The 20,948-nt window shown below is 34.7% G+C and carries 17 protein-coding genes; all 17 read right to left on the minus strand.

What is annotated here, in order from left to right; genetic code table 11:
- Window positions 1-22 precede the first annotated feature (22 nt).
- Window positions 23-982, minus strand: a complete 960-nt coding sequence (locus AC1RJ8_RS24840; protein ID WP_492956125.1) for a GDP-mannose 4,6-dehydratase — start codon at window positions 980-982, stop codon at window positions 23-25.
- A gap of 70 nt (window positions 983-1,052) precedes the next feature.
- A complete protein-coding gene (locus AC1RJ8_RS24845) occupies window positions 1,053-2,156 on the minus strand; it encodes a glycosyltransferase family 4 protein (protein WP_492956126.1) in 1,104 nt (367 codons plus the stop codon).
- A gap of 31 nt (window positions 2,157-2,187) precedes the next feature.
- A complete protein-coding gene (locus AC1RJ8_RS24850) occupies window positions 2,188-3,102 on the minus strand; it encodes a glycosyltransferase family 2 protein (protein ID WP_492956127.1) in 915 nt (304 codons plus the stop codon).
- An 11-nt stretch (window positions 3,103-3,113) separates the two neighbouring features.
- Window positions 3,114-3,983 (minus strand): O-antigen ligase family protein, encoded by an 870-nt coding sequence (locus tag AC1RJ8_RS24855; RefSeq protein WP_492956128.1) that lies wholly within the window; start codon window positions 3,981-3,983, stop codon window positions 3,114-3,116.
- 508 nt (window positions 3,984-4,491) lie between these two features.
- Complete coding sequence (locus AC1RJ8_RS24860) at window positions 4,492-5,739, minus strand: glycosyltransferase family 4 protein (RefSeq protein ID WP_492956129.1); 1,248 nt, start codon at window positions 5,737-5,739, stop codon at window positions 4,492-4,494.
- Window positions 5,740-5,753: 14 nt separating this feature from the next.
- On the minus strand, window positions 5,754-6,359 hold the full coding sequence (locus AC1RJ8_RS24865) for an acyltransferase (protein WP_492956130.1): 606 nt from the start codon (window positions 6,357-6,359) through the stop codon (window positions 5,754-5,756).
- Between the two features lie 24 nt (window positions 6,360-6,383).
- Window positions 6,384-7,415 carry a glycosyltransferase gene (locus tag AC1RJ8_RS24870; RefSeq protein WP_492956131.1) on the minus strand — a complete coding sequence of 344 codons (1,032 nt, stop codon included), beginning with the start codon at window positions 7,413-7,415 and terminating at the stop codon, window positions 6,384-6,386.
- A gap of 6 nt (window positions 7,416-7,421) precedes the next feature.
- Window positions 7,422-8,540 (minus strand): glycosyltransferase, encoded by a 1,119-nt coding sequence (locus AC1RJ8_RS24875; protein ID WP_492956132.1) that lies wholly within the window; start codon window positions 8,538-8,540, stop codon window positions 7,422-7,424.
- A complete protein-coding gene (locus AC1RJ8_RS24880; protein ID WP_492956133.1) occupies window positions 8,537-9,967 on the minus strand; it encodes a flippase in 1,431 nt (476 codons plus the stop codon). Before AC1RJ8_RS24880 ends, AC1RJ8_RS24875 begins: the two co-directional genes overlap by 4 nt.
- 149 nt (window positions 9,968-10,116) lie before the next feature.
- Window positions 10,117-11,358 carry a protoporphyrinogen/coproporphyrinogen oxidase gene (locus AC1RJ8_RS24885; RefSeq protein ID WP_492956134.1) on the minus strand — a complete coding sequence of 414 codons (1,242 nt, stop codon included), beginning with the start codon at window positions 11,356-11,358 and terminating at the stop codon, window positions 10,117-10,119.
- Entirely contained in the window at window positions 11,355-12,302 is a 948-nt protein-coding gene (locus tag AC1RJ8_RS24890) for a GDP-L-fucose synthase family protein (RefSeq protein ID WP_492956135.1), read from the minus strand. The genes AC1RJ8_RS24885 and AC1RJ8_RS24890 overlap by 4 nt, the downstream gene beginning before the upstream one ends.
- Window positions 12,303-13,430 carry a GDP-mannose 4,6-dehydratase gene (gene gmd / locus AC1RJ8_RS24895; RefSeq protein WP_492956136.1) on the minus strand — a complete coding sequence of 376 codons (1,128 nt, stop codon included), beginning with the start codon at window positions 13,428-13,430 and terminating at the stop codon, window positions 12,303-12,305.
- Between the two features lie 11 nt (window positions 13,431-13,441).
- Window positions 13,442-15,802: a GumC family protein gene (locus AC1RJ8_RS24900; protein WP_493008066.1), complete on the minus strand. Its 2,361-nt coding sequence runs from the start codon at window positions 15,800-15,802 to the stop codon at window positions 13,442-13,444.
- A gap of 13 nt (window positions 15,803-15,815) precedes the next feature.
- A complete protein-coding gene (locus tag AC1RJ8_RS24905) occupies window positions 15,816-16,622 on the minus strand; it encodes a polysaccharide biosynthesis/export family protein (RefSeq protein ID WP_492956138.1) in 807 nt (268 codons plus the stop codon).
- 150 nt (window positions 16,623-16,772) lie between these two features.
- Window positions 16,773-17,513 (minus strand): tyrosine-protein phosphatase, encoded by a 741-nt coding sequence (locus AC1RJ8_RS24910; RefSeq protein WP_492956139.1) that lies wholly within the window; start codon window positions 17,511-17,513, stop codon window positions 16,773-16,775.
- Window positions 17,514-17,886: 373 nt separating this feature from the next.
- Window positions 17,887-18,057, minus strand: coding sequence for a GDP-mannose 4,6-dehydratase (locus AC1RJ8_RS24915; protein WP_492956154.1), 171 nt, complete (start codon window positions 18,055-18,057; stop codon window positions 17,887-17,889).
- A gap of 1,339 nt (window positions 18,058-19,396) precedes the next feature.
- On the minus strand, window positions 19,397-20,674 hold the full coding sequence (locus tag AC1RJ8_RS24920; RefSeq protein WP_492956140.1) for a nucleotide sugar dehydrogenase: 1,278 nt from the start codon (window positions 20,672-20,674) through the stop codon (window positions 19,397-19,399).
- Between the last annotated feature and the right edge of the window lie 274 nt (window positions 20,675-20,948).

Genomic DNA, 20,948 nt, shown 5'->3' on the forward strand with positions numbered 1-20,948 from the left:
TTTTTTTATATATAGGTCATTCTTAAATCATGTTCTCACTTTCCTCTTCGATCAACATATCCAATACTTGATAAAAAGATTTATCATATTCCCAACCTAGAATAGACTTAGCCTTTTGATTACTTCCGTATATATCTTCAATATCAGTCGGCCTAAACAAAGAAGGATCTTCAACAATTTTATTTTGGCTAAGATTTAAATAATCGAAGATATAACTTACGATATCACGAAGGTATATTGATGTCCCCGAGCAAATCAAATAATCGTCCGGTTTGTTATGCTGCAATGATAGCCACATTGCTTCAACATAATCTGGAGCAAACCCAAAATCTCTTTTAACATCGATGTTACCAACTCTTAATTCATTGGATACTCCTCTTTTTATTTCGATAGCAGTACGAATCACTTTTTTTATAAAAAAATTAGGACTGCGCAAATAGGATTCATGATTAAAAAGGATCCCATTAACACAAAAAACCTTATAAGACTCACGATAATTAATTCCTATCCAATAAGCAGAAGCCTTAGAGATTGCATAAGGACTGAGTGGATGAAGTGGCGTTGTTTCCTGAATAGGCAAGTCTTGTACACGTCCAAACATTTCACTGCTAGAAGCTTGATAAACTTTTGTGTCAAGCTTTAGCAACCTGACTGTCTCCAAAATATTAAGTAGTGATTGTGTATTGTAGTTAATTGTTCCTATTGGTTGTTCAAAAGATACACCTACTGAACTTTGTGCTGCTAAATTATAAAACTCATCGGGCTTATATTTAAGTAAAACCTTAATTATACTAGAAAAATCAGATAAATCGCTTTCCTCGATTATCACATTCTGACTTATCCCTAAATACTTCAAATTTTTTATATTCAGCGAACTGTAACTACGAGACAACCCAATTACCTTATAATTTTTGCTGGTTAAAAGCTTGGCTAAATAAGAGCCATCTTGTCCGGTTATACCAGATATAATTGCAACTTTCATCTTTATTTATAATTCCTTGAGCAGTAAGTTAACCAAAAAACAATTGATTACTCAGTAGCGATATGCTGATTTATTCTTGTAATAAATTATTTTGCAAAATAGTAAAATACTCCTTGGCAATATTTCTCCAATCGTATCTTAATTTTGCTTCTTTTCTTATTGCCTCAAAAGGATATTCGGAGTCATTTAAAGCCGCTAAGAGGTTTTTCTTGAATGCTTGCTTGTCATTCGGATCGAAATGATATTTAAAAAAATCAAAATCGCCCATAGCTGTTAAATTAGAGCAGAGCACCTTACAATTATTTACAGCTGCTTCTATAGGCGGTATCCCAAAGCCTTCAGCAAAAGAAGGGAATACAAAACATTCTGCCTGTTTTAAGAATAGTGAAAGTTCATTGTACGGAATGTTTTCAAGAAATCTTACTTTATCCGTTAACTCACTTGGTACCGCATCTAACACCCGTTGATATTCATCTAATTCTATTTTTTCTTTTTTAGCACCAATAAAAACCAACTGATAACCTTTGCCTGCCAAATCGAGTTCCTTGTAAACATCAAGGAGACCGCGTTGGTTTTTTCTAGGCTCAAAACGACTTATATACAGAATATACTTATTCAACCCATATTTTGATTTTATATCAACATTATCTGTAGATGGTTCCTGAATCACACCAATAGGCATCATGTAAACTTTTTTGTCATCAATATTAAATTTGTTAACAATTGAAGTTTTAGAATAATTTGATATAGTAAGTATAACTTTAGATCTAATCGCAGAATAGTTGAAAAGTACTCTTCTCAAAAACCTATATTTCCAAGGAAAATATTCTTTTTGTTCTAAAAATATAAGGTCGTGTATAGAAGTTACATAAATACATTCTCTAAAAAATGGAATAATGTATTGGAAATGAGCAAAATCATACCCCCCGGATTTTATAAGCCTTGGCCATTCAAAAAATAGTCTTTTAAAGCGAGAGTTGGATTCTAATTGTAAAAACCTAAATCTCTTATCTGGAAAATTAGTCTTTAGGTTTTCAAGATTTTGCGCAGCAAGCGTGATCTCAATTTGATCATTTTCAACAAGACCATTATACAAGCCTTTTATAAAAGTAGCAGAGCCTTGAAAGGAATAGTCGAATGTGTGGGCATCCACCAATATTTTAATTTTATTCACGATTTTCTTTTTTTGCAATGTTCAATTCCGTTTATTTCTTCACAAATCTCAACTTATTTCTAAGCCCATCTGATACTCCGATAAAAATACCTCTAATGGATTTGAAATCACCCAATAAGGAAAGTTTTATAGTTAAATAGAATACCCATCTAATTAAAAATATAATGAACGAAAAAGGAAGTTTCCAAGTGTCAATGTGTTTCTTTTGAAGCAATATCGTATTTCTTGATGCTAGGTAGAAACTCAACCATTTGCCCCTATTAGACTTAAACGAATGGCTAACTTTATGATAGATTACAGAAGTTGGGCAATAGGCTATTTTATGTCCAGACTTCAAAATTCGAAGAGAATAGTCGGTATCTTCACAATTTGCAAAAAATTGGTTATCAAGAACTCCTAGCCTTTCAATAGAATCTTTGGAAATCATAGCACAGCATCCGTTCATAAACTTGGTAGGACCTGAAACATTGAACTTGGGGGCGTCCTCTTTGTTTAATCCATAATGCTTAGCAATTTCAGTAATTGATGAAATCTCACCTCCAGCAAACCAAAGAACAGTAGGGCGATCGTAGAAAAATATTTTGGGAACTGAAGCATAACATTGCGGATCAGTTGTAAATGGCTTCAACAGTTCTTCAATAAAATTTGGCATTACGGTCGTATCATTATTTAGCAAGAGGTAAAAATCTGGATTGTATTTTTCTCGTGCAAATCTAATCCCATCGTTATTTCCGCCAGTGAAACCGGTATTTGTTGGCAGGTCCAAAAGATCTATGCTCATTAGATCCAGATTTTCTCTGAACTTTTCAACGGAACCATCGATAGAACCATTATCAACTAAGATAACTTTAACATTTGGATACGTGATTAATTTTAAAGAATTAAGGCACTCCATCGTTACATCGTAGCCGTTCCAGTTTAGAATAATGATTGCAATCTTTTTCATAGCGATTTAGTTTATAGTACTGATAGCTCGTTAACTGTTTCAAATTTTTTAATAGACCTACCATGAGAATCAGGAATAAACGACCTATTAAGTCCCAATCCAAGCAACATAAACCAAAGATAAATATTCGGCATTCCATATGTGTTTACTGACACAAAGCTAGCAACCAATGTTGCTATAGATACAGATGCGGCTATTGAAGCAAAGGAGTTATACATAATTTGCTTTTTCTTAATAATATTCAATATCAAATTTATATGCATAAAGAGAAGATATAAAAATCCAATTAAACCTATCTCATAGATAATATTCATAAAGGCAGATTCTGTGAAAAATTCCTGATGAATCGATCGGTAGTCAGTCGTACCTAAACCATGTCCAAAAGGTTCGTTTATGTTTTTTTCAAGCCCCCTGAAAAAGTTACTTCCTCGATCCGCTGCACTATCTTCCTTTCCAGAGAATGTACTTTCGATAACGACGCCAACGCTTGGGAATAGAGCCAGGGACACCGTAAATGACACGATGAGAATAAATAATACAGAAAAAATCAACTTTGGTTTAATTTTAATATTATTTAAGCGCAACATTAAAATGATTGAAAATAAAGAAATGGCCCACCCTGTTCTGGAAAAACTCAATAACACACACAAAAGTGACAAAGCTAAACATATATATATAAAATTTAGAAATGCTTTACTAAATAGATTTTTCAGATTTGTAAATAAAACACCAAAGAGGATAGAGATCACATAAGATATATACATTCCATAAGTATTTGCGCCTCCTAAAATTCCCGACATCCTCTCGATATCCATAATTCTCACTGACGATGTTTTATAAACTACATATCCACTACTGTCTATGTAATCGATATTACCCATGATTGTTGAGATTTGTAGATTGTAGATAAAACTCTGCAGAAAACCAAAGATGCAATTGATAAATGCTGAAATGCAAAAAAAAATAATGATCTTTCGTAATATAAGCTTGTCAATTGGGCACGCTATTAGAGCAATTAAAAGCAATAAAGGAAAGATATGGTCTCTAAGTGTGGCCAGTGCATCATTGAAGTTAACTGAGAATAAAAAATAAAGCGTTACTATTAAAAAAAAAACAAGTATAGATACCAAGGTGCTTCTAGGTATAGTGAAGTGTTTCTGATAAAAAACCTTACCAAGAAATACAATTATTGCAAACTCCTTCCATAGGGAGAATATATTTCCTCCATCAAAAAAAAATTGGAAACACGCTTTGAAAAATGCGTGAAATGGAAGTAAAAAAATAATCAAATATAAAATGTTCTGCTTTTTTGTAAAAAAGCAGAATGCAACAATTATAATGAAGACTAGTATTTCTATCACGTCAATTTTAATTTAAGATTATAAAACATTACTCAATAAATGAAATCGATTTCTTGCCACTGAGTTTTATAATTAAGTCTTTGTATTCATTATAGCTTTTCTCAAAATTATAATTGCTATCTACCATGACACTCCCGTTGACACCGATTTGCTTAGCAAGCTCTGGATCAGCAATAAATTTATTTATAGCTTCATTGTATTCCTCCGGAGTTTCACAATGTAGATAATCGGTGCCAGCGATTGCATTTATACCCTCAATACCAATATTATTCGTTATCACTGCGAGAGATCCTGACATTGCTTCCAAAATTTTAATCTTAATCCCACTACCAAAAATGAGCGGCACAACCATGCAAAGTGAGGTTTGAAAATATTCCGCAGGCGAATCTACAAAACCTTTGAATTCGACATTTTTTACACCCTTATATTTTGCCAAAGTTTTCTCAGGTGTTCCTCCTCCAATAACTACAAATTTAATGGTTTGATTCAAATGAAACCTTACTAGGACATTGTCAATAAACCATTCTACTGCCGACAGATTGTCTACCCTACTCATTGCGCCAAAATAAAGTATCTGTGGTTTCAACTCGCTCTGAGGTTGATTATATCGCTCAAAAAACGGTGCAAGTAATAAAACTCGATTTTCACTTATTCCATTTTCAATTAATAAAGATCTATCATCGCTACTTAAAACGACTGCAACATCTAATTTCCGAACTTCCTTCAACTCACACTGTTTAAATCTTTCTAGAAAAAAAGTTTTCAGCAGAAAATTATCTTTATACTTCCTTTGAAGTCTTTTGAATGTAACATCATGTTCGGTACCCATAAAGACCGCGTTTTCAAAAAGTCTTCTGGAATGTTCCTGCAAAAACATCATATCGGTCCACTCAAAAGTTATGATATCCGGGCTCCAACCCGAATTTTTAACTTTAGATATCGCCTTTTTATATAACCTTTCTTGTAATGGATCTAATTGATACCATTTTGGAGAGAAAAGTGCCAATAGGTACCTTATTATGGTATTGTAGCTTAAGTAAGTAAATAGCCTGAAGTATTTTGGAAGATAAATCGAAAAATCCCTTGCATTAGGATATTCAGCTTTCATTTTGTTAAAAACTTCATTGTTCTTCTGCAATACAATATATCCAACATCAAAATTACCGTCACTACAGAAATTTGTTAAATAGTAACTAAATATTCTGTGACCAGCTTGATAAACATCACTATTGACTATGTGTCTTGATATAAATAGAATCTTGATCTTATTATTCATTTGAAGTCTATTATTTATAAGCTAGTTTGAATGTCAGTATCAAATAACGGAAAATAGGATAGCTTATAGTTGTAATTACTAATATTCCTCGTTTTAATAATCTTTGCAGGTATTCCTCCGATAATTTGACCATCCTGCAAAAAGCTTTTTGTCACCAATGAACCTGATCCTACTACCGTCCCCCTACCCAACATAACACCTGGATGAATAATGCACCTCACTCCCAACCAACAATAATCTCCAATTTTAACCTGCTTACCTAAAGCTTGAAAGTCGACACTGTTGACATCATGTGTTAATGATAATATATAACATTCTGGAGATATACTCACATTATCACCAATTTCAATTCCATACCTCCCATCTAGATAACATTTTCGATTAATTACGGTATTAGAGCCGATTTTAACATTATTACCTGTTATGAAGCAACCCATATGTATTGCTGTATTCTTTCCAATTTTAATATTAAGAATCAACCGCAAATATTGATGTCGGATAAAATAACTAGGTACTTTCGTAAAAAAATGATTATATAAATAATAACGGGTTGCATCTAATAATCTCCACAAATAACGAACTACAGCTACATTCTTTAACACGGTTTTGATATTTTTCATGGGAAATATATTTTATCTAAAACTTCAAAGTTTGGTAGATAATTCGACGGCTTTAGCTTTTTGCAGAGGTGAAGCAAAAAAGTAACCTTTCATGTAACCCTTTGCATAATTATATAGTTGCATCGAAAAAAGCCAATATCCATAAAATAACATCCTAAGCTCTCTATTTGCACCTATGGCAATCCACTTCTTTATATATATTTTATAAACGAGAAATAATGAGATCATCCAAGTAAAGCCAAACAATGTTATTAACATAGCATTGTCAGAGATACCAAGCGCTAAAATCAACAGTAGTGTACTAAAAGGTAGAAAACTCAAAATGAGTAACAAGATAAGTGTAAATTTAATATTTTTTTTGTTGACATGTGCTTCTCCATCCCCTAATCCGTATCTGAAAAATTCTTTTATAAAGCCCTTTGCTTTTTCGTGTCTTCCCCAAAGTACATTCGGCTCAGAGACAGTAATCATCTTAAACTTATTAGCCTTAATCTGTAGGCCAAACACAGTGTCGTCGCCAGCTAAAGTAAGCCACTCTTGATAACCTCCAATTTCATCAAAAACCTCCTTTTTATAAGCAATTGATCTTGAAGATGGAATAAATTCCTTCGAAGATACATCAGGTGTATATCCATTTGCCAAAAAATATGCTGTTTTCGCGGCAAGCGTAATCTGTAAATCTTTATCTACACTGTAAGAACCCCCTACAACATCTATATCATTGTTTTCGAAGGGTTTCACTAAAGATTCAATCCAGTTTGGTTTGAAACGGCAACCAAAATCCGTACTTACGATGATGTTTGATTTTGCAGTCCTAATAGCGAGATTCCTTCCCTCGGCAACATTACATTTTAATTTTTGTAGAATTACAATATTTACTTCCGAAGTTTTCTTCCAGTTGTGCAGCATTTCCAAGGTCCCATCAGTAGAACCAGCATCTACAATAATAATTTCCCTAGGTTTATATGTTTGCGCTTCTAAATCGCATATAGTTTGCTCTAGTCGTTTTGCCTCATTAAAAACCGTTGATACTAGGCTCACATCAATATTGCTCATAACTTTCTAGTTTAGTGATTGTATTTTTTCCATGATAAGATTAACTGTTCTAAGCCAGGTAAAATTTTCCAGTGCATACTTTTGTCCAGCGTTTCCTTTCATTTGCATCATTTCTTGATTTTGAAACATTCCAACTATAACGTTAGCCAAAATCTGCGGATCTGAACAATCTAATCCTTCCCCGAATAAATCATAACCGGATAGTTCTGGAAAGCTATTCCTTTTCAACCCAACTATTGGCATTTTACATAACATTGCTTCTATATAAACCAACCCCCAAGGTTCGTTAAGTGCAGGCATTACAAAAAGACTGTGCTCGTTAAATAACGTTTGCAATTTTTCGATCGAAACGAATCCATAGGATTTAATATTAGGATGACTTATCGATTTCATGTACTCATCCTGACCTACAACAGAAAGCTCTAAGTGAGGAATTTTTTCAGAGGCCAATGCAAATGCTTTTAATACTATGTCTCCACCTTTATCTTCAAATCTTCCTTTAGCTACAAATAAAATTTTTCCATTTGAATAATCTTTTTCTCCATGAAATGGTTGTATAATACCTGTTCCTGTTCCTACAACGCTTATTTTATCTGGAGATACACCGTAATTATTTATAATATCTTCTTTAACGTAGTGACTAATTGAGAAAATGTGATCAACTTGGTGGTATGCGGTTTTTTCGAGCTCATTAACTCTGTTAATTTTTGATTTTGATACATGTTTAATATCTGTAGCATACTTAGACCATAAATTCCAAGTGCCATCTGTATATAAATAGTGTCTTTGATTTTTCGGCTTTTTGTTGAAAGGCAAACTAAGTGTCCCAAAATGTAATGTATGCGACGAGGAAGATTTTTGAGTCTGTTTGAAACTGCAATATGCGTTAAATTTCCTGAGCAAAGGCCATCCCAAAATGTTGAGAGATGACTTCTTTGCAGTTTTATTATAGAATAAATACAAAAGACGATATATTATTTTAGCAAACGGATGTATTTTATTCGCTTCGAAAGCATCTCCCAATGAGTCAATTTCACGAAGAGCATTGGAGACATTGTACGTCGTACCTGACCACGTCTTTCGGTCCAGCGGATCACCCACAGCTGAAACAACATTTAATTTCATAATATTTTTCTAAAATTAATCAACTTGAACAAAAACTTATTCTTAAAAACTAAGAACTGAAGCAGAACAAATACAATGATATAAACTGCAACAGAAGAAAACAGCATTACCAAACCTGAAAAAACTCCTTCTAAAAGATAACTAAAAATAAAGATTGACATGACACACAATAGAATCATACTAAGAAGATTGTAGTCATACTTTATCTTTATCTGTTTTCTTGCCGCAACAAATAAATACAAACACACCGTTAGTTCAGCTAAAATGCAGGCGATACAACTGCCTAAATATCCAAGAAAAGGAATTAATATAAAATTAAGACTAAGACTAATGACTAAGCCGAGGATAGTTGCATAAAGCAATTTTTTTTCATGCCCCCTTGGCATCAAATACTGAGTTCCCATAACATTACACACTCCAATAATAAGTGGAACAAGAGATAAAATCCTTAGTGCGTTTGCAGTGTAAATATATTTATCTCCAGAAACTATTTGTATGATAATCTCTGGGAATATTAAACAATAAGCTGCGAATGGTATTGTCAACAAAAAAACTACATTAAGAGATTTTGTCATTAAATCTTGCACACCATCCAAATTATCATCTGCTATCAGATTTGACATACGAGGGATCAACACTGTGCTTACGCTTCCTACAAGTAACCAAAATATTTTAACCATTTTGAGGGAAATGTTATAGGCACTTACATTTTCAGCATTACTTAAGAAACCCAAAATAATGGTATCCATTATAGTGTAGATACTGAGTGAAATATTTATACTAAACAAAACGAATAGTGGTCGAAAATGAAACTTAAGGTTTTTCCAACTTATTGCGCTGCTAACAAAGTATTTTTTAAAAAAGAAACCAAAATTAAAAAGTGAGTTAATAACGACCAGTAGAGCCAAAATCAAATAATAAAGAATATAATTTGTATCACTTTTAACATACAATAATATCGCAATTATACTTAATACCTTCACGACTAAAGACCGCCTAGTGATATAAGCAAAGTTCTCAATTCCCTGAAAAAACCACTCTATTAATATCGCATTTGCGATTACCGTTAGACAAGCAATTGCCACTAATTTTGGCTCTGATTCAAGTGCGGGCACAAATGAATAACAGGCTAAAAATATCCCACAAAAAAATATCGAAAGGGTTAACTGAATAGTGATTAATTCAGTAACCAATTTTGAAATCCCTTCTCTATTACCTCTTAATTTTGCGATCTCTCTAACACCATAAAATGGTATTCCTATACTTGAAAATATAATAAGATACGAAGTAAATGCATCCACCAAAAATATTTTCCCTAAACTACTTGTAGATAATATTCTTGTAATATAAGGAAACGTAATTAAAGGAAAAATTATAGTCGAACCGCTTAACAGAAAGTTAGCAAAAATATTCTTTTTTAAGCTCATAAAACATGTTTGAAACCAGGCATACAATCTTTCACTATTTATATGACATTACTAATTGAAATTTTATATTCATGTCTATCAGATTATAGTCCAAGACCACGCAAATAACCGCGTGTTGGGTAGAGCCATAAGTAACGATAACTTAATTCTTAAATTTGCGCTATTTTGGCGTTAATCTGCTTATTAAGTTCAATACTTGATTTAATGCAAACATCCATATTATAATATTGCCATTCTCCAAATCTACCAAGCGTATATAAACCAATTTGATCTAGATAATCCTTGACTTTTTTTGTAGCGCTATCATAATTCTCATCAAAAACGACATAAGCATGTTCTGAAACATTATAATCGATAGGTCTTTTCAGGAAAGAGTCTTTTTTACCATTTTCAATCATCTCCTCTCTGGACTTTTCGCCAACGACTTCAGTTATCGAATAATTTTTCTTTGGAGAAAAGAAACTTCCAATGTGTATATAGCGGTGAAAAAAGTTATAAGACTCGGGAACGTAAGTCCACGTACGGTCTGTTTCTTCAGTCTCCCAAAACATTGTTGTCACTTTATTATATTTTAACTGGGCTGCAGCCTCTAAAATTTCTTTCGGTACGTTATGAATTAATGATGGCAAAATGTTCAGTGGCATGGTATTAATCACTAAATCAAAAACTTTATCATCATTTACTATCCATTTGCCATCTTCATTCTTAACTAGGGAATCAACTTTATAATTACATATGATTGTCAATCCCTCGGCCAGCTTATCAATAAAAGTGTTTTGGTTATTGCTATCTGGATAATAGAAAGAAGAATGGGGCATCTTATCGCTTTCATTGCTGATAAGACCTTTAAAAAAAGATTCCTTATCAGGAATTGGCAACTTTCCATCCACCCAGGCTGGGCTCATTTCACTTGGAGGTCTGTTCCAAATTTTTGTATTATAAGGTATAAAATATTCCTCGGCCAAGGTGTCGCCAAATTTCTTTCTAAACCAATCTTCTAGATTTTCATATACTTTGTCATCATCTGCAGATAAAAAATCCGTAGTGATATCTATCGCTAATTTAGGGTTAAAGTTATGGATTTGCTGAATGGCGTATTCAATCGGATACGATATTTCGTTGCCCTTAAGTTTAATTACCGCATTGCGCTGGATCTGGTGCCATTTCTCCTTAGGTAAAACCTCATTGAACACAAAATCCATCACATCAGGATATTTAGAATTAAAACAATGTCCACCTACTGTATGATAGGTAACGCCTTCAACTTCTTTCGTCCTAGCTATACCGCCATGAATTTCATTACGCTCCAAAAGTTCAACATCGTGATCCTTGCTCAAGAGTCTTCCAATGCTCAAGCCAGATATACCAGCCCCAATAATACCTATCTTCATGATAATTTTTTCTTAAAATCGTCAAACGCCAATTGTAGCCCATCTTCTAACTTTGTTGAGTACGTCCAGCCCATTTGAGTTAATTTATTTACATCCATTAATTTTCTCGGTGTACCATCTGGTTTGGATGTATCGAACTTTATCTCTCCCTCAAAACCAACAATTTTTTTTATTGTTAGCGCCAAATCAGAAATACTTAAATCTTCACCACAACCAATATTTACGAGCCCTGGTTCATTGTAGCGTTGCATAAGAAAATAACAGGCGTCTGCTAAATCGTCAGCGTACAAGAACTCTCTTTTTGGAGATCCAGTTCCCCAAATCGTTACGTCAGCGGCGTTCTGGATTTTTGCTTCATAAAACCTGCGAATTAAAGCCGGTAACACATGTGAATTTTCAGGATGATAATTATCGTTAAGTCCATACAAATTAGTTGGCATCGCTGAAATATAATTACATCCATATTGAGAACGATATGCATCGCACATTTTAATACCAGCTATTTTTGCAATTGCGTAAGGCTCATTCGTTGGTTCTAACTCTCCGGTTAAAAGATAATCTTCCTTTAGGGGCTGTAGAGCTAACTTTGGATAAATACAAGACGAACCTAAAAATAACAATTTGCGAACATTTACTATCCTTGATGATTCAATAATATTACTTTGAATCATCAGGTTATCATACAGGAATTCACCTCTATAAGTATTGTTCGCAACAATTCCCCCTACCTTCGCGGCGGCAAGAAATACATATTCAGGCTTTTCAACTGAAAAGAATTCGGTTACAGCATCTTGGTTTCTAAGATCTAGTTCTTTTGAATTACGTGTAACGATATTATTAAAGCCCTCTTTTAATAATTTCCTATGAATAGCAGAACCTACCATTCCATTATGACCAGCTATATAAATTTTTGCTAGCTTATCTTCTAAATATTGTTGATACATCTATTCGTATTGATTTTTGATGGTGTATCCATATGATTTAAGAAGAGATTCCTTTTTAAAATGCTCTACATCTGTTGCAACCATTTCTTTCACCAAAGCAGCCAAATCGTATTTTGGCTCCCAACCTAACTTTGTTTTTGATTTAGTAGGATCGCCAATTAAAAGATCAACTTCTGTTGGGCGGAAGTAAGCCGGATCAACACCAACTACTTCTGTACCTACTGCAATCTGGAAATCTGGATTACTACAGCTCACAACATATCCTTTTTCTTCTACACCTTCACCTTTGAATGCTATAGTGATTCCCACCTCGGCAAAGGCCATACGTACAAATTCTCGAACCATTGTTGTTACACCCGTTGCAATCACAAAATCCTCCGGAGCATCTTGCTGTAGAATTCTCCACATCGCCTCTACGTAGTCTTTTGCATGTCCCCAGTCGCGTTCCGCATTTAAATTTCCAAGATATAATTTACTTTGTAGGCCCTGAGCGATTTTAGCAACTGCACGAGTGATTTTACGGGTAACAAAAGTTTCACCTCTTAATGGACTCTCATGGTTGAATAAAATACCATTACAAGCAAACATGCCATAAGCCTCACGATAGTTTTTAGTGATCCAAAAACCATAAATCTTTGCAACACCATATGGTGAGCGTGGATAAAAAGGTGAATTTTCATCATAAAATCCTTTATCATTTTTGTTCTCTGGCATACCACCATACAATTCGGAAGTTGATGCTTGATATATTCTGGTCTTCTTTTCTAGCCCCAAAATTCGCACTGCCTCTAATATCCTTAGCGTTCCTATACCATCAACATTAGCCACATATTCGGGAGAATCAAAGGAGACTTTCACATGACTCATCGCGCCTAGGTTATAAATTTCGTCTGGTTGTACCTCTTGAACAATACGAATTAAATTGGTTGAATCTGTTAAATCCCCATAATGTAATTTAAATCTGACTTTTTCCTCATGGAGATCTTGGTATAAATGGTCGATACGGTCTGTATTGAATAAAGAACTTCTTCTCTTGATGCCGTGAACCATGTAGCCTTTTTCAAGTAATAGTTCTGCAAGATAAGCCCCGTCTTGGCCCGTTATACCTGTAATTAATGCAACTTTCATTTTAATATGTTTTAGCTTTTTTTGAATATCTTTTTAACTCTTGATAACAAATTCTCATTTTTCTCTTCGCCATAGGTTCCATACCCATATCCATAACCATAATATTTACTTACGATATCATTCACAACAATACCCAAATTTTTCATTTTGCCGCTCTGGTAAAGTTCTTCTACAATTTTTAATTGGTCTTTCTGCGTTATCTTTTGCCTAACCAAATACAGAGCCACATCTGCATAAACAGAAAGCAATTGTGCATCCGCAATGATGCCAACTGGAGGAGCATCCATAATAATATAGTCAAATTGTTTTTTCAAATCTTCCATTAGGCCAGGAGTATGCTCACTCATTAAAGTTTCTGCAGGATTTGGTGGTAATGGCCCTGAAGATATTATAAATAAGTTTTTATTAATGGCCAACGGTTTTATAATATCACTAGTTTTAATTTCAGGACTTATCGTGTAATTACTAAAACCAATATCGTTTCTTACCCCTAGTTTAGAAGAAAGCCCTGGCTTGCGCAAGTCCATTTCCATCAATAGAACTTTCTTACCTGCTAAAGCTAAAATATTTCCAAGATTGATAGCGGTAAACGATTTACCTTCTCCGCTCATACTGGATGTAAGTAAAATAACCTTTTCTTCTTTATTTCTGAGATAGAAAGAGAGATTTGTTCTTAATGCTCTAAATTGCTCAGATATTGCCGAACGGCCTTGATTGGCTACTATTAAATTATCGGAGCTACTATTGTGACTAATTTCTCCTACAACTGGCACTTGGGTTATCTTAGTTATTTCTTCTTTTGTATTTATTCCTGTATTTAATAAATCTTGCCCAAAAATGATACCAATTGGAAAAATAAGTCCTGCGATAAGACCAGCCAAATAGATAATGTTTTTTTTAGGACTAATTGGATTTACGTCAGCTTTCGGTGGATCAATGATTTTGGCTACAGGCATATTAGACGTTTTTGAAATAGCAGTTTCCTCTGCCTTTTGCATTAAGAAAATATACAATTCTTGCTTGATCCCTTTTTTACGCACTAATTTTAAATAGTTCTTTTCAATTTTAGGCACCCCTGAAATTTGATTTTCAGCTTTATTTAATTGGCTACGTAATTTATCTCGAGTTACAACAAAGGTATTTTTTGTACTTTGTATGTTTGCAAGAATACCCCTTCTCAATCCTGCAATTTGATCATCTACGTTTTTAACGAATGGACTTTCTTCAGTGAGTGATAACAGTTGCTTTTCCCTCTCTATTAATAAGGCATTGTATTGCCCCATCAATCCAGAAAAAACAATATCTTGTGGTAACAACGATGTAGGAAAAACTCTTTTGTTTTTAGTTTCATCTTTTAAATAGCTTTCCAAATCGTTTAGAATGACAACTTGTGTTTCTGCCTTGGCTAGCTCTGTGCTAAATTCACCCGTATTCTGAACAAGCAACTTACCTTGTTCACTCATATCTGCCAACTTGTTCTCTTGTTTAAAGCTTTCCTCTTGATTTTCAACGTCACCCAATTCAGGCCCAATAACATTTAAGCGTTCTTTGATAAATTTATAGGTACTATCGGCAATTGCATTTTTATCAGATAAGTTAGCCTCTATATATTTACTAATTAAGGCATTTAATATGTCTTCACCTTTCTGAGGTAAGGGGTAAGAGAATCCTAAATCAATTATACTAACCTGCTTATTGGCTACACCGACTGATAGTTGTTTCATCAAAGCAGCTACACGCTCATCTATCGATTTTACAGTAACAAAATACTGACTATCATCCATTTGACCTATATGATTCGGTACTATTTGCAAAATACCTACACCATTTACACTAAATTGCTCATTCCATTTTATCTCTTTCTCAAAATTTTCCGTAGTGATTTTGAGTTTTTCATTTGAAATCTTCATCACGTTAAATTTTGTCGACTTTATAGTATCGACAGCTTTTAACAAAAATAATTTGAAAGGCGGTTGATAAAGCTCACGACTAACTAAGGCCACCTTTTTAGAGTAAATAATATTTAATTGCATTTGTCGAACGACTTGCTCCATTAAAAATCTTGTTTTTAATATCTCAGCTTCATTGTCGACAGAATTTTTAGCCCCTAATAACCCTCCTAAATCCATCAGGCCTCCCGATTTACCACCTAAAGCTCCACCCTTTTCATCATCATTTACTAAAACTTTGGCACCAATTCGATAGGTAGGTGGCGTGTATTTAGTATATAAAAACGAAATAAGTAAACACAAAATTATGCTTACAACAAACCAAACCCATCTATCAACAAGTTTATTAAGGATTTCTTTAAAATTAATTGTTTCATATTCTACAATATTATGGGTCATATTTTTTTCAGGCAGGTTATTCATTTAATTACAATACTTATTTGAAACTCGAGATAGCCAAAACAATTACAGAAATAACAGATGCAATCACCCCAATGGTTTGGATTTGTGCAGAATTGGAAGCAGAAACTTTTCTCTTGTTTGGTTCCACATAGATTACATCATTCTGTTTTAAATAATAAAATGGGCTATTAAAAATATTGCTAGAATTAAGATCTAAACGAGCGAATTCTTTTTTACCATTATTATCACGAATAATCAAAACATTTTCTCTTCTTCCATAAATAGTTAAATCGCCAGCTAGGCTCAAAGCGTCTAAAATACTTACTTTTTCATTTGGAAGTGTATAAGCCGATGGAGCATTAACTTCTCCTAAAACACTAACCTTGAAGTTAGCAAACCGCAATTGAACATTCGGTTGCTTATAGACTGCGCTAGCTTTTTCGCGGATCAGTTCACGAGCTTGATATGTAGTTAATCCCACTACTTTAACTTTTCCAATCAGAGACAGCTCCACTTCTCCATTTTTATCTACTAAAAAACCAGTATTTTGCGTTGTCAAACTACTATTTGTATTTCCACCTAAAGCTGGAGTAGCTGCAGCTTGGTTTACAACAGCTCCAGTTAAAGGATTTAAAGTAAACACATTTATACTAAGAATATCATCAGTTTGAATTATTGGCTCAGTAAAAGCTGTAGCGCTGTCTAACTTTGCTTGATTAATAGATTTTATATCTTGAAAGTAAGCTATTTTTTTATTGCTCACACAGGAAGAAGTTAGGGATAACATAGCAAAAATGGCAATAAAACCAATCCCTCTAATCACATTGTTTCGTTTATTCATAGGTATATATCTGTTCAAAATGAAATTAGCACTTTAAACAGCTTGCAAACTTAATCATTTAATTGTAAAATCGAAAAATGATCAATCTAGTTTGCTTTTAATTTTGAGCATTAATAATAAAAACCATGCCATGAACTCTTATTTGTTTAATTAAACTAGAACAGAACCAAAAAATTCTTGGTTTTTAAATCCATAAGCACCAATTAAATCATATAATTTCCCAGATTGAACTGCCTGAGTTAGGGTATTTAAATGTTTATCATGATGTAAATCTGTACCAGCTAAATCATACATTTTTTCTTTTAACAGAATGTCTGCAAGCTGCTTTACATCTTTACCATAATAACCTAATACAGATAATAAATTTAATTGCAATAAACAGCCCTTTTCTTTAAATCTTTTCAGTTTACTTTTATCTTTAAAGTAAAAAGTATAACGTTCTGGGTGTGCCAATACAGGATGGTATCCTTTAATTTCGATGTCGAATATTGTCTGACTTATGCCTGGACTCTCATTTAAATAGGACATTTCGATAAGCAAATGTTTAGAGTCCAATGTACATGGTTGCTCACCAAGATTGAAATCCTGATCGATCATATATTCTGCACCAGCACTTAATTTTAGCGATATATTCGCTTTATCCATTTCCCCCTGTAGCAATTCTTTTGCTTTAAAGATTGTCTCATTTGTATTTGGATACAGTTCTTGATAGATATGTGGTGTAGCAATCAATTGATCAAACCCCAGTTCCTGTAATGATTTAACAAAACGCAAAGAAGTAGCCAGATCTGGAGAACCATCATCGATACCGGGCAGGATATGTGAATGTATATCGACACCTAGCCAGGAGATATCAGTTACCTTATTCTTTTTTGTAAAAAAACTTAACATATTTATAACAATGGAATATCAAATTAACTCGCCTTATCATAATCACTCGTTTACAAACGAAATAATTACTGTAATAATATGCGAATTGAAAGTATTATTTATAGAACAACAAAAGTATTCTGATTAACGAGTTAAATCTAAGGAAATTCGTACTATTTTCCAATAAAGAGTAGATTAAATCAGACAAATAGTCGAAAATGATGCTTTAAAAAGAATTTACAGCTTAATTTACACAAGAGAATTAACAAAAATATAACCTACACGCTATCAACAATACTTCAGAAATGTAATTCTAAATAGTTAAGGCTTTAAAATATCCCTCTTTTAAATATTTGTCTCTTTTCATTAAATGAAGATCAAAAATTACCTATCTTTAAGCTGCTAAATTATATTTAGGTTCCCATCCCAATTGAATCTTTGATTTCGTTGGATCTCCCAGTAACACATCGACTTCTTTAGGCCTGAAATATTTAGGGTATACCCTAAATATTCTACTAAAAAACAGTTTTCCAGCGTCTAAGCCTAAACGACTAAGTACCTCCACATCTAAACTGACTATTACACACTTCCCGTTTTCATCCTTTCCCGAAAATTCTATATCAATCTCCAATTAGGCAAAACTCATGCGTACAAAGGCACGCACGGCGGGTGGTAATGCCCAACGTCATTAAATTAAGGGATAAATCGCAAAAGCATGTCATCCTGAGCGTAGTCGAGGCGCATTTATTTGCATTTTATCAATCTCAAGAAGTCTTCGACTACGCTCAGGGTGATAACTGCGTTGCTTAACTTAATGACCTTATGGTAATGCCTGTTGCACTAACAAAACATCAGGTTTTTCTTATCGGCTTGGGTTTGCTGTTTATGGATAACTTTTTGTCTTACCACGTCCTTACTTCCGCGTTTGTAAAAAACAAGATCGCCGAGTTGCCTGTTAATATTAATAATTCCATTCTGGATAGCCCTAATTTTAGTATATTAGGTTAAACAAAAGCATGATCACTCAATTTAATCGATCTGATTAAAAATCTCAAAAAATATCTCAAACCCCACCTTTACTCCGCATTTACCCCACGTTTAGGCCACCTTCCGGCCAGGCTTGGCTATGCCTTGCTGTACACCTACTTGCCTACTGCTTCGGACTTGCTTTGGTTGAAACAGAACCGTGCTGAAGATCAGCGATGTCAAAGATTTGCATCGCTTTAGGTTGGCGGGTTAACAATAGTTAAAGAAAAGGTGAAGGGAAACATAGCCTAGGGTTATTTTGGGCCACAGCTGTGTCGGTATTGGGGTATAGAAAATGGTGGGGGAAGGCAAAATACAAAAGCACGAATATATTAGCCTCTTATGGCTATCGGATGACGACTATATTAAAGTACAAAGATCTCTCCACTACGGTCGAGATGACGACCCAGCATGCCCCTCATAGTTTCAGAGGAATAAATTTACGGATGCCTGTCTATGCTTCATGCTAACTGCACCTCGCTATCCGGCCTATGATATGATGGAAGGAGAAAACGTTAAAGCTTTAGCACGCCCTTTCAACTTACCACTACCCCAAGGCAGCACACCCTCCTCGATCCTTCATCGGGGCTTGTGCTGACGACCAAAAAAGCTTTGACGAATTTATCCGACATCAGATCCAAGCCTTTCAGTTATGCCTTGGTGTTTGTTGTTTTCAATGGCAGGCATGCTTTCGCTGCGCTCAGGTTTGTTACTTTTTATCAAGAAGAAGGTAAGAGCCTTTCGGCGACGGCAAGCCGAGGCAAGACTGCGCGAAGGGTAAGAATAGCGGCCGCTTTAAGGTTCCCGCCTGCGCGAGAATGACGCATGGTGTTAATGACCCTACTCATAGCCAAAAAGAGCAGTTTGGAGGTGAGTGCCTATAACCTGGCATCCACCAAACTCCTGTCGATAAAAGATTTGGTATCAAAAATGAGCGTTCCTTTTTCTTTAATACCGCTATAATCAATGTCTAAAAACTGCTGGTGCGCCACAGCAAGGATAACAGCATCGTAATGTTTAAACTGACCATCATCAATCATTTCGATGCCGTACTCCGCTTTCACTTCATCGGTATTAGCCCATGGATCATATACATCAACATCCATACTAAAAGCTTTCAGTTCTTTATAAATGTCAATTACCCGGGTATTACGCGTATCAGGACAATTTTCTTTAAAGGCAAAACCTAGAATCAAAGCTTTAGCGCCATTGATCACTTTATCTTTGGCCACCAGCATTTTGATGACCTTATTGGCTACAAACATGCCCATATTATCATTCACCCGCCTGCCTGATAAAATCACTTCTGGTTTATAACCCAAAGCCTCCGATTTGTGCGCCAAATAATAAGGATCTACACCGATACAATGGCCACCAACCAAACCGGGCTTGTAATTGAGGAAATTCCATTTGGTTGCAGCAGCAGCTAATACATCTGCTGTATCAATGCCCATGCGATCGAAAATTAAGGCCAGTTCGTTTACAAAAGAGATATTCACATCCCGTTGTGCATTTTCGATGGCTTTCGAAGCCTCCGCAACTTTAATACTAGGTGCGAGATGGGTACCAGCCGTGATAATCGAAGCATAAAGCTGGTCGATCTCCAGGGCAATTGCAAGCGTGGAGCCCGAGGTTACCTTTTTAATTTTGGTAAGGGTATTAATTTTATCCCCAGGATTAATCCGTTCTGGGGAATAACCACAGAAAAAATCGATATTGTACTTTAAGCCTGAAATTTTTTCTAAAACAGGCACACAATCTTCTTCGGTGCAACCCGGATAAACAGTCGATTCATAAATGACAATATCACCGACTTTAAGCACAATACCCAGCATTTTGCTGGCTGCAAGTAAGGGTTGCAGATCTGGCCTTTTCAGGTGGTCGATAGGGGTTGGGACGGTTACAATATAGATGCTACAAGCGGCAAGATCAGTCAAATTAGCACTCAGTGTTAAGCCTGTGTCTGACCCGGCAAGTACAGCCTGCAGATCCTCCAGGTTAGCTTCATTTGTCCGATCCTTTAATTGATTTAATTCCGCTACACGGCTTTCATTGGTATCAAAACCAATGACCTGATATTTTTTTGCAAATTCGATAGCCAGTGGCAAACCAACATAACCTAAACCAATAATGGCAATCTGCTTTTTTGAATTCATTTTTCTTTCGGTGATTGGACAAATATAAGATAAATGTAGAATGCTTAATTCCTTTAACCACAAAGGACACAAAGAGAAGGCACGAAATACGCAGAGTTGGATGGAGCGACTCTAAAATCGGCGTCATCTCGACTGAAGCGCAGCGAAATGGAGAGATCTATGCTAGTTAGATTTAGCTTCGCTGAGCACTACGTGGTTCTCGACTACGTTGCACTCCGCTCGAAATGACGATACTTCGAGGAGAACTAAAATTACCCCTAAAGCCGATAACGCA

The sequence above is a fragment of the Pedobacter sp. GW822-FHT03F06 genome, from assembly GCF_058801365.1.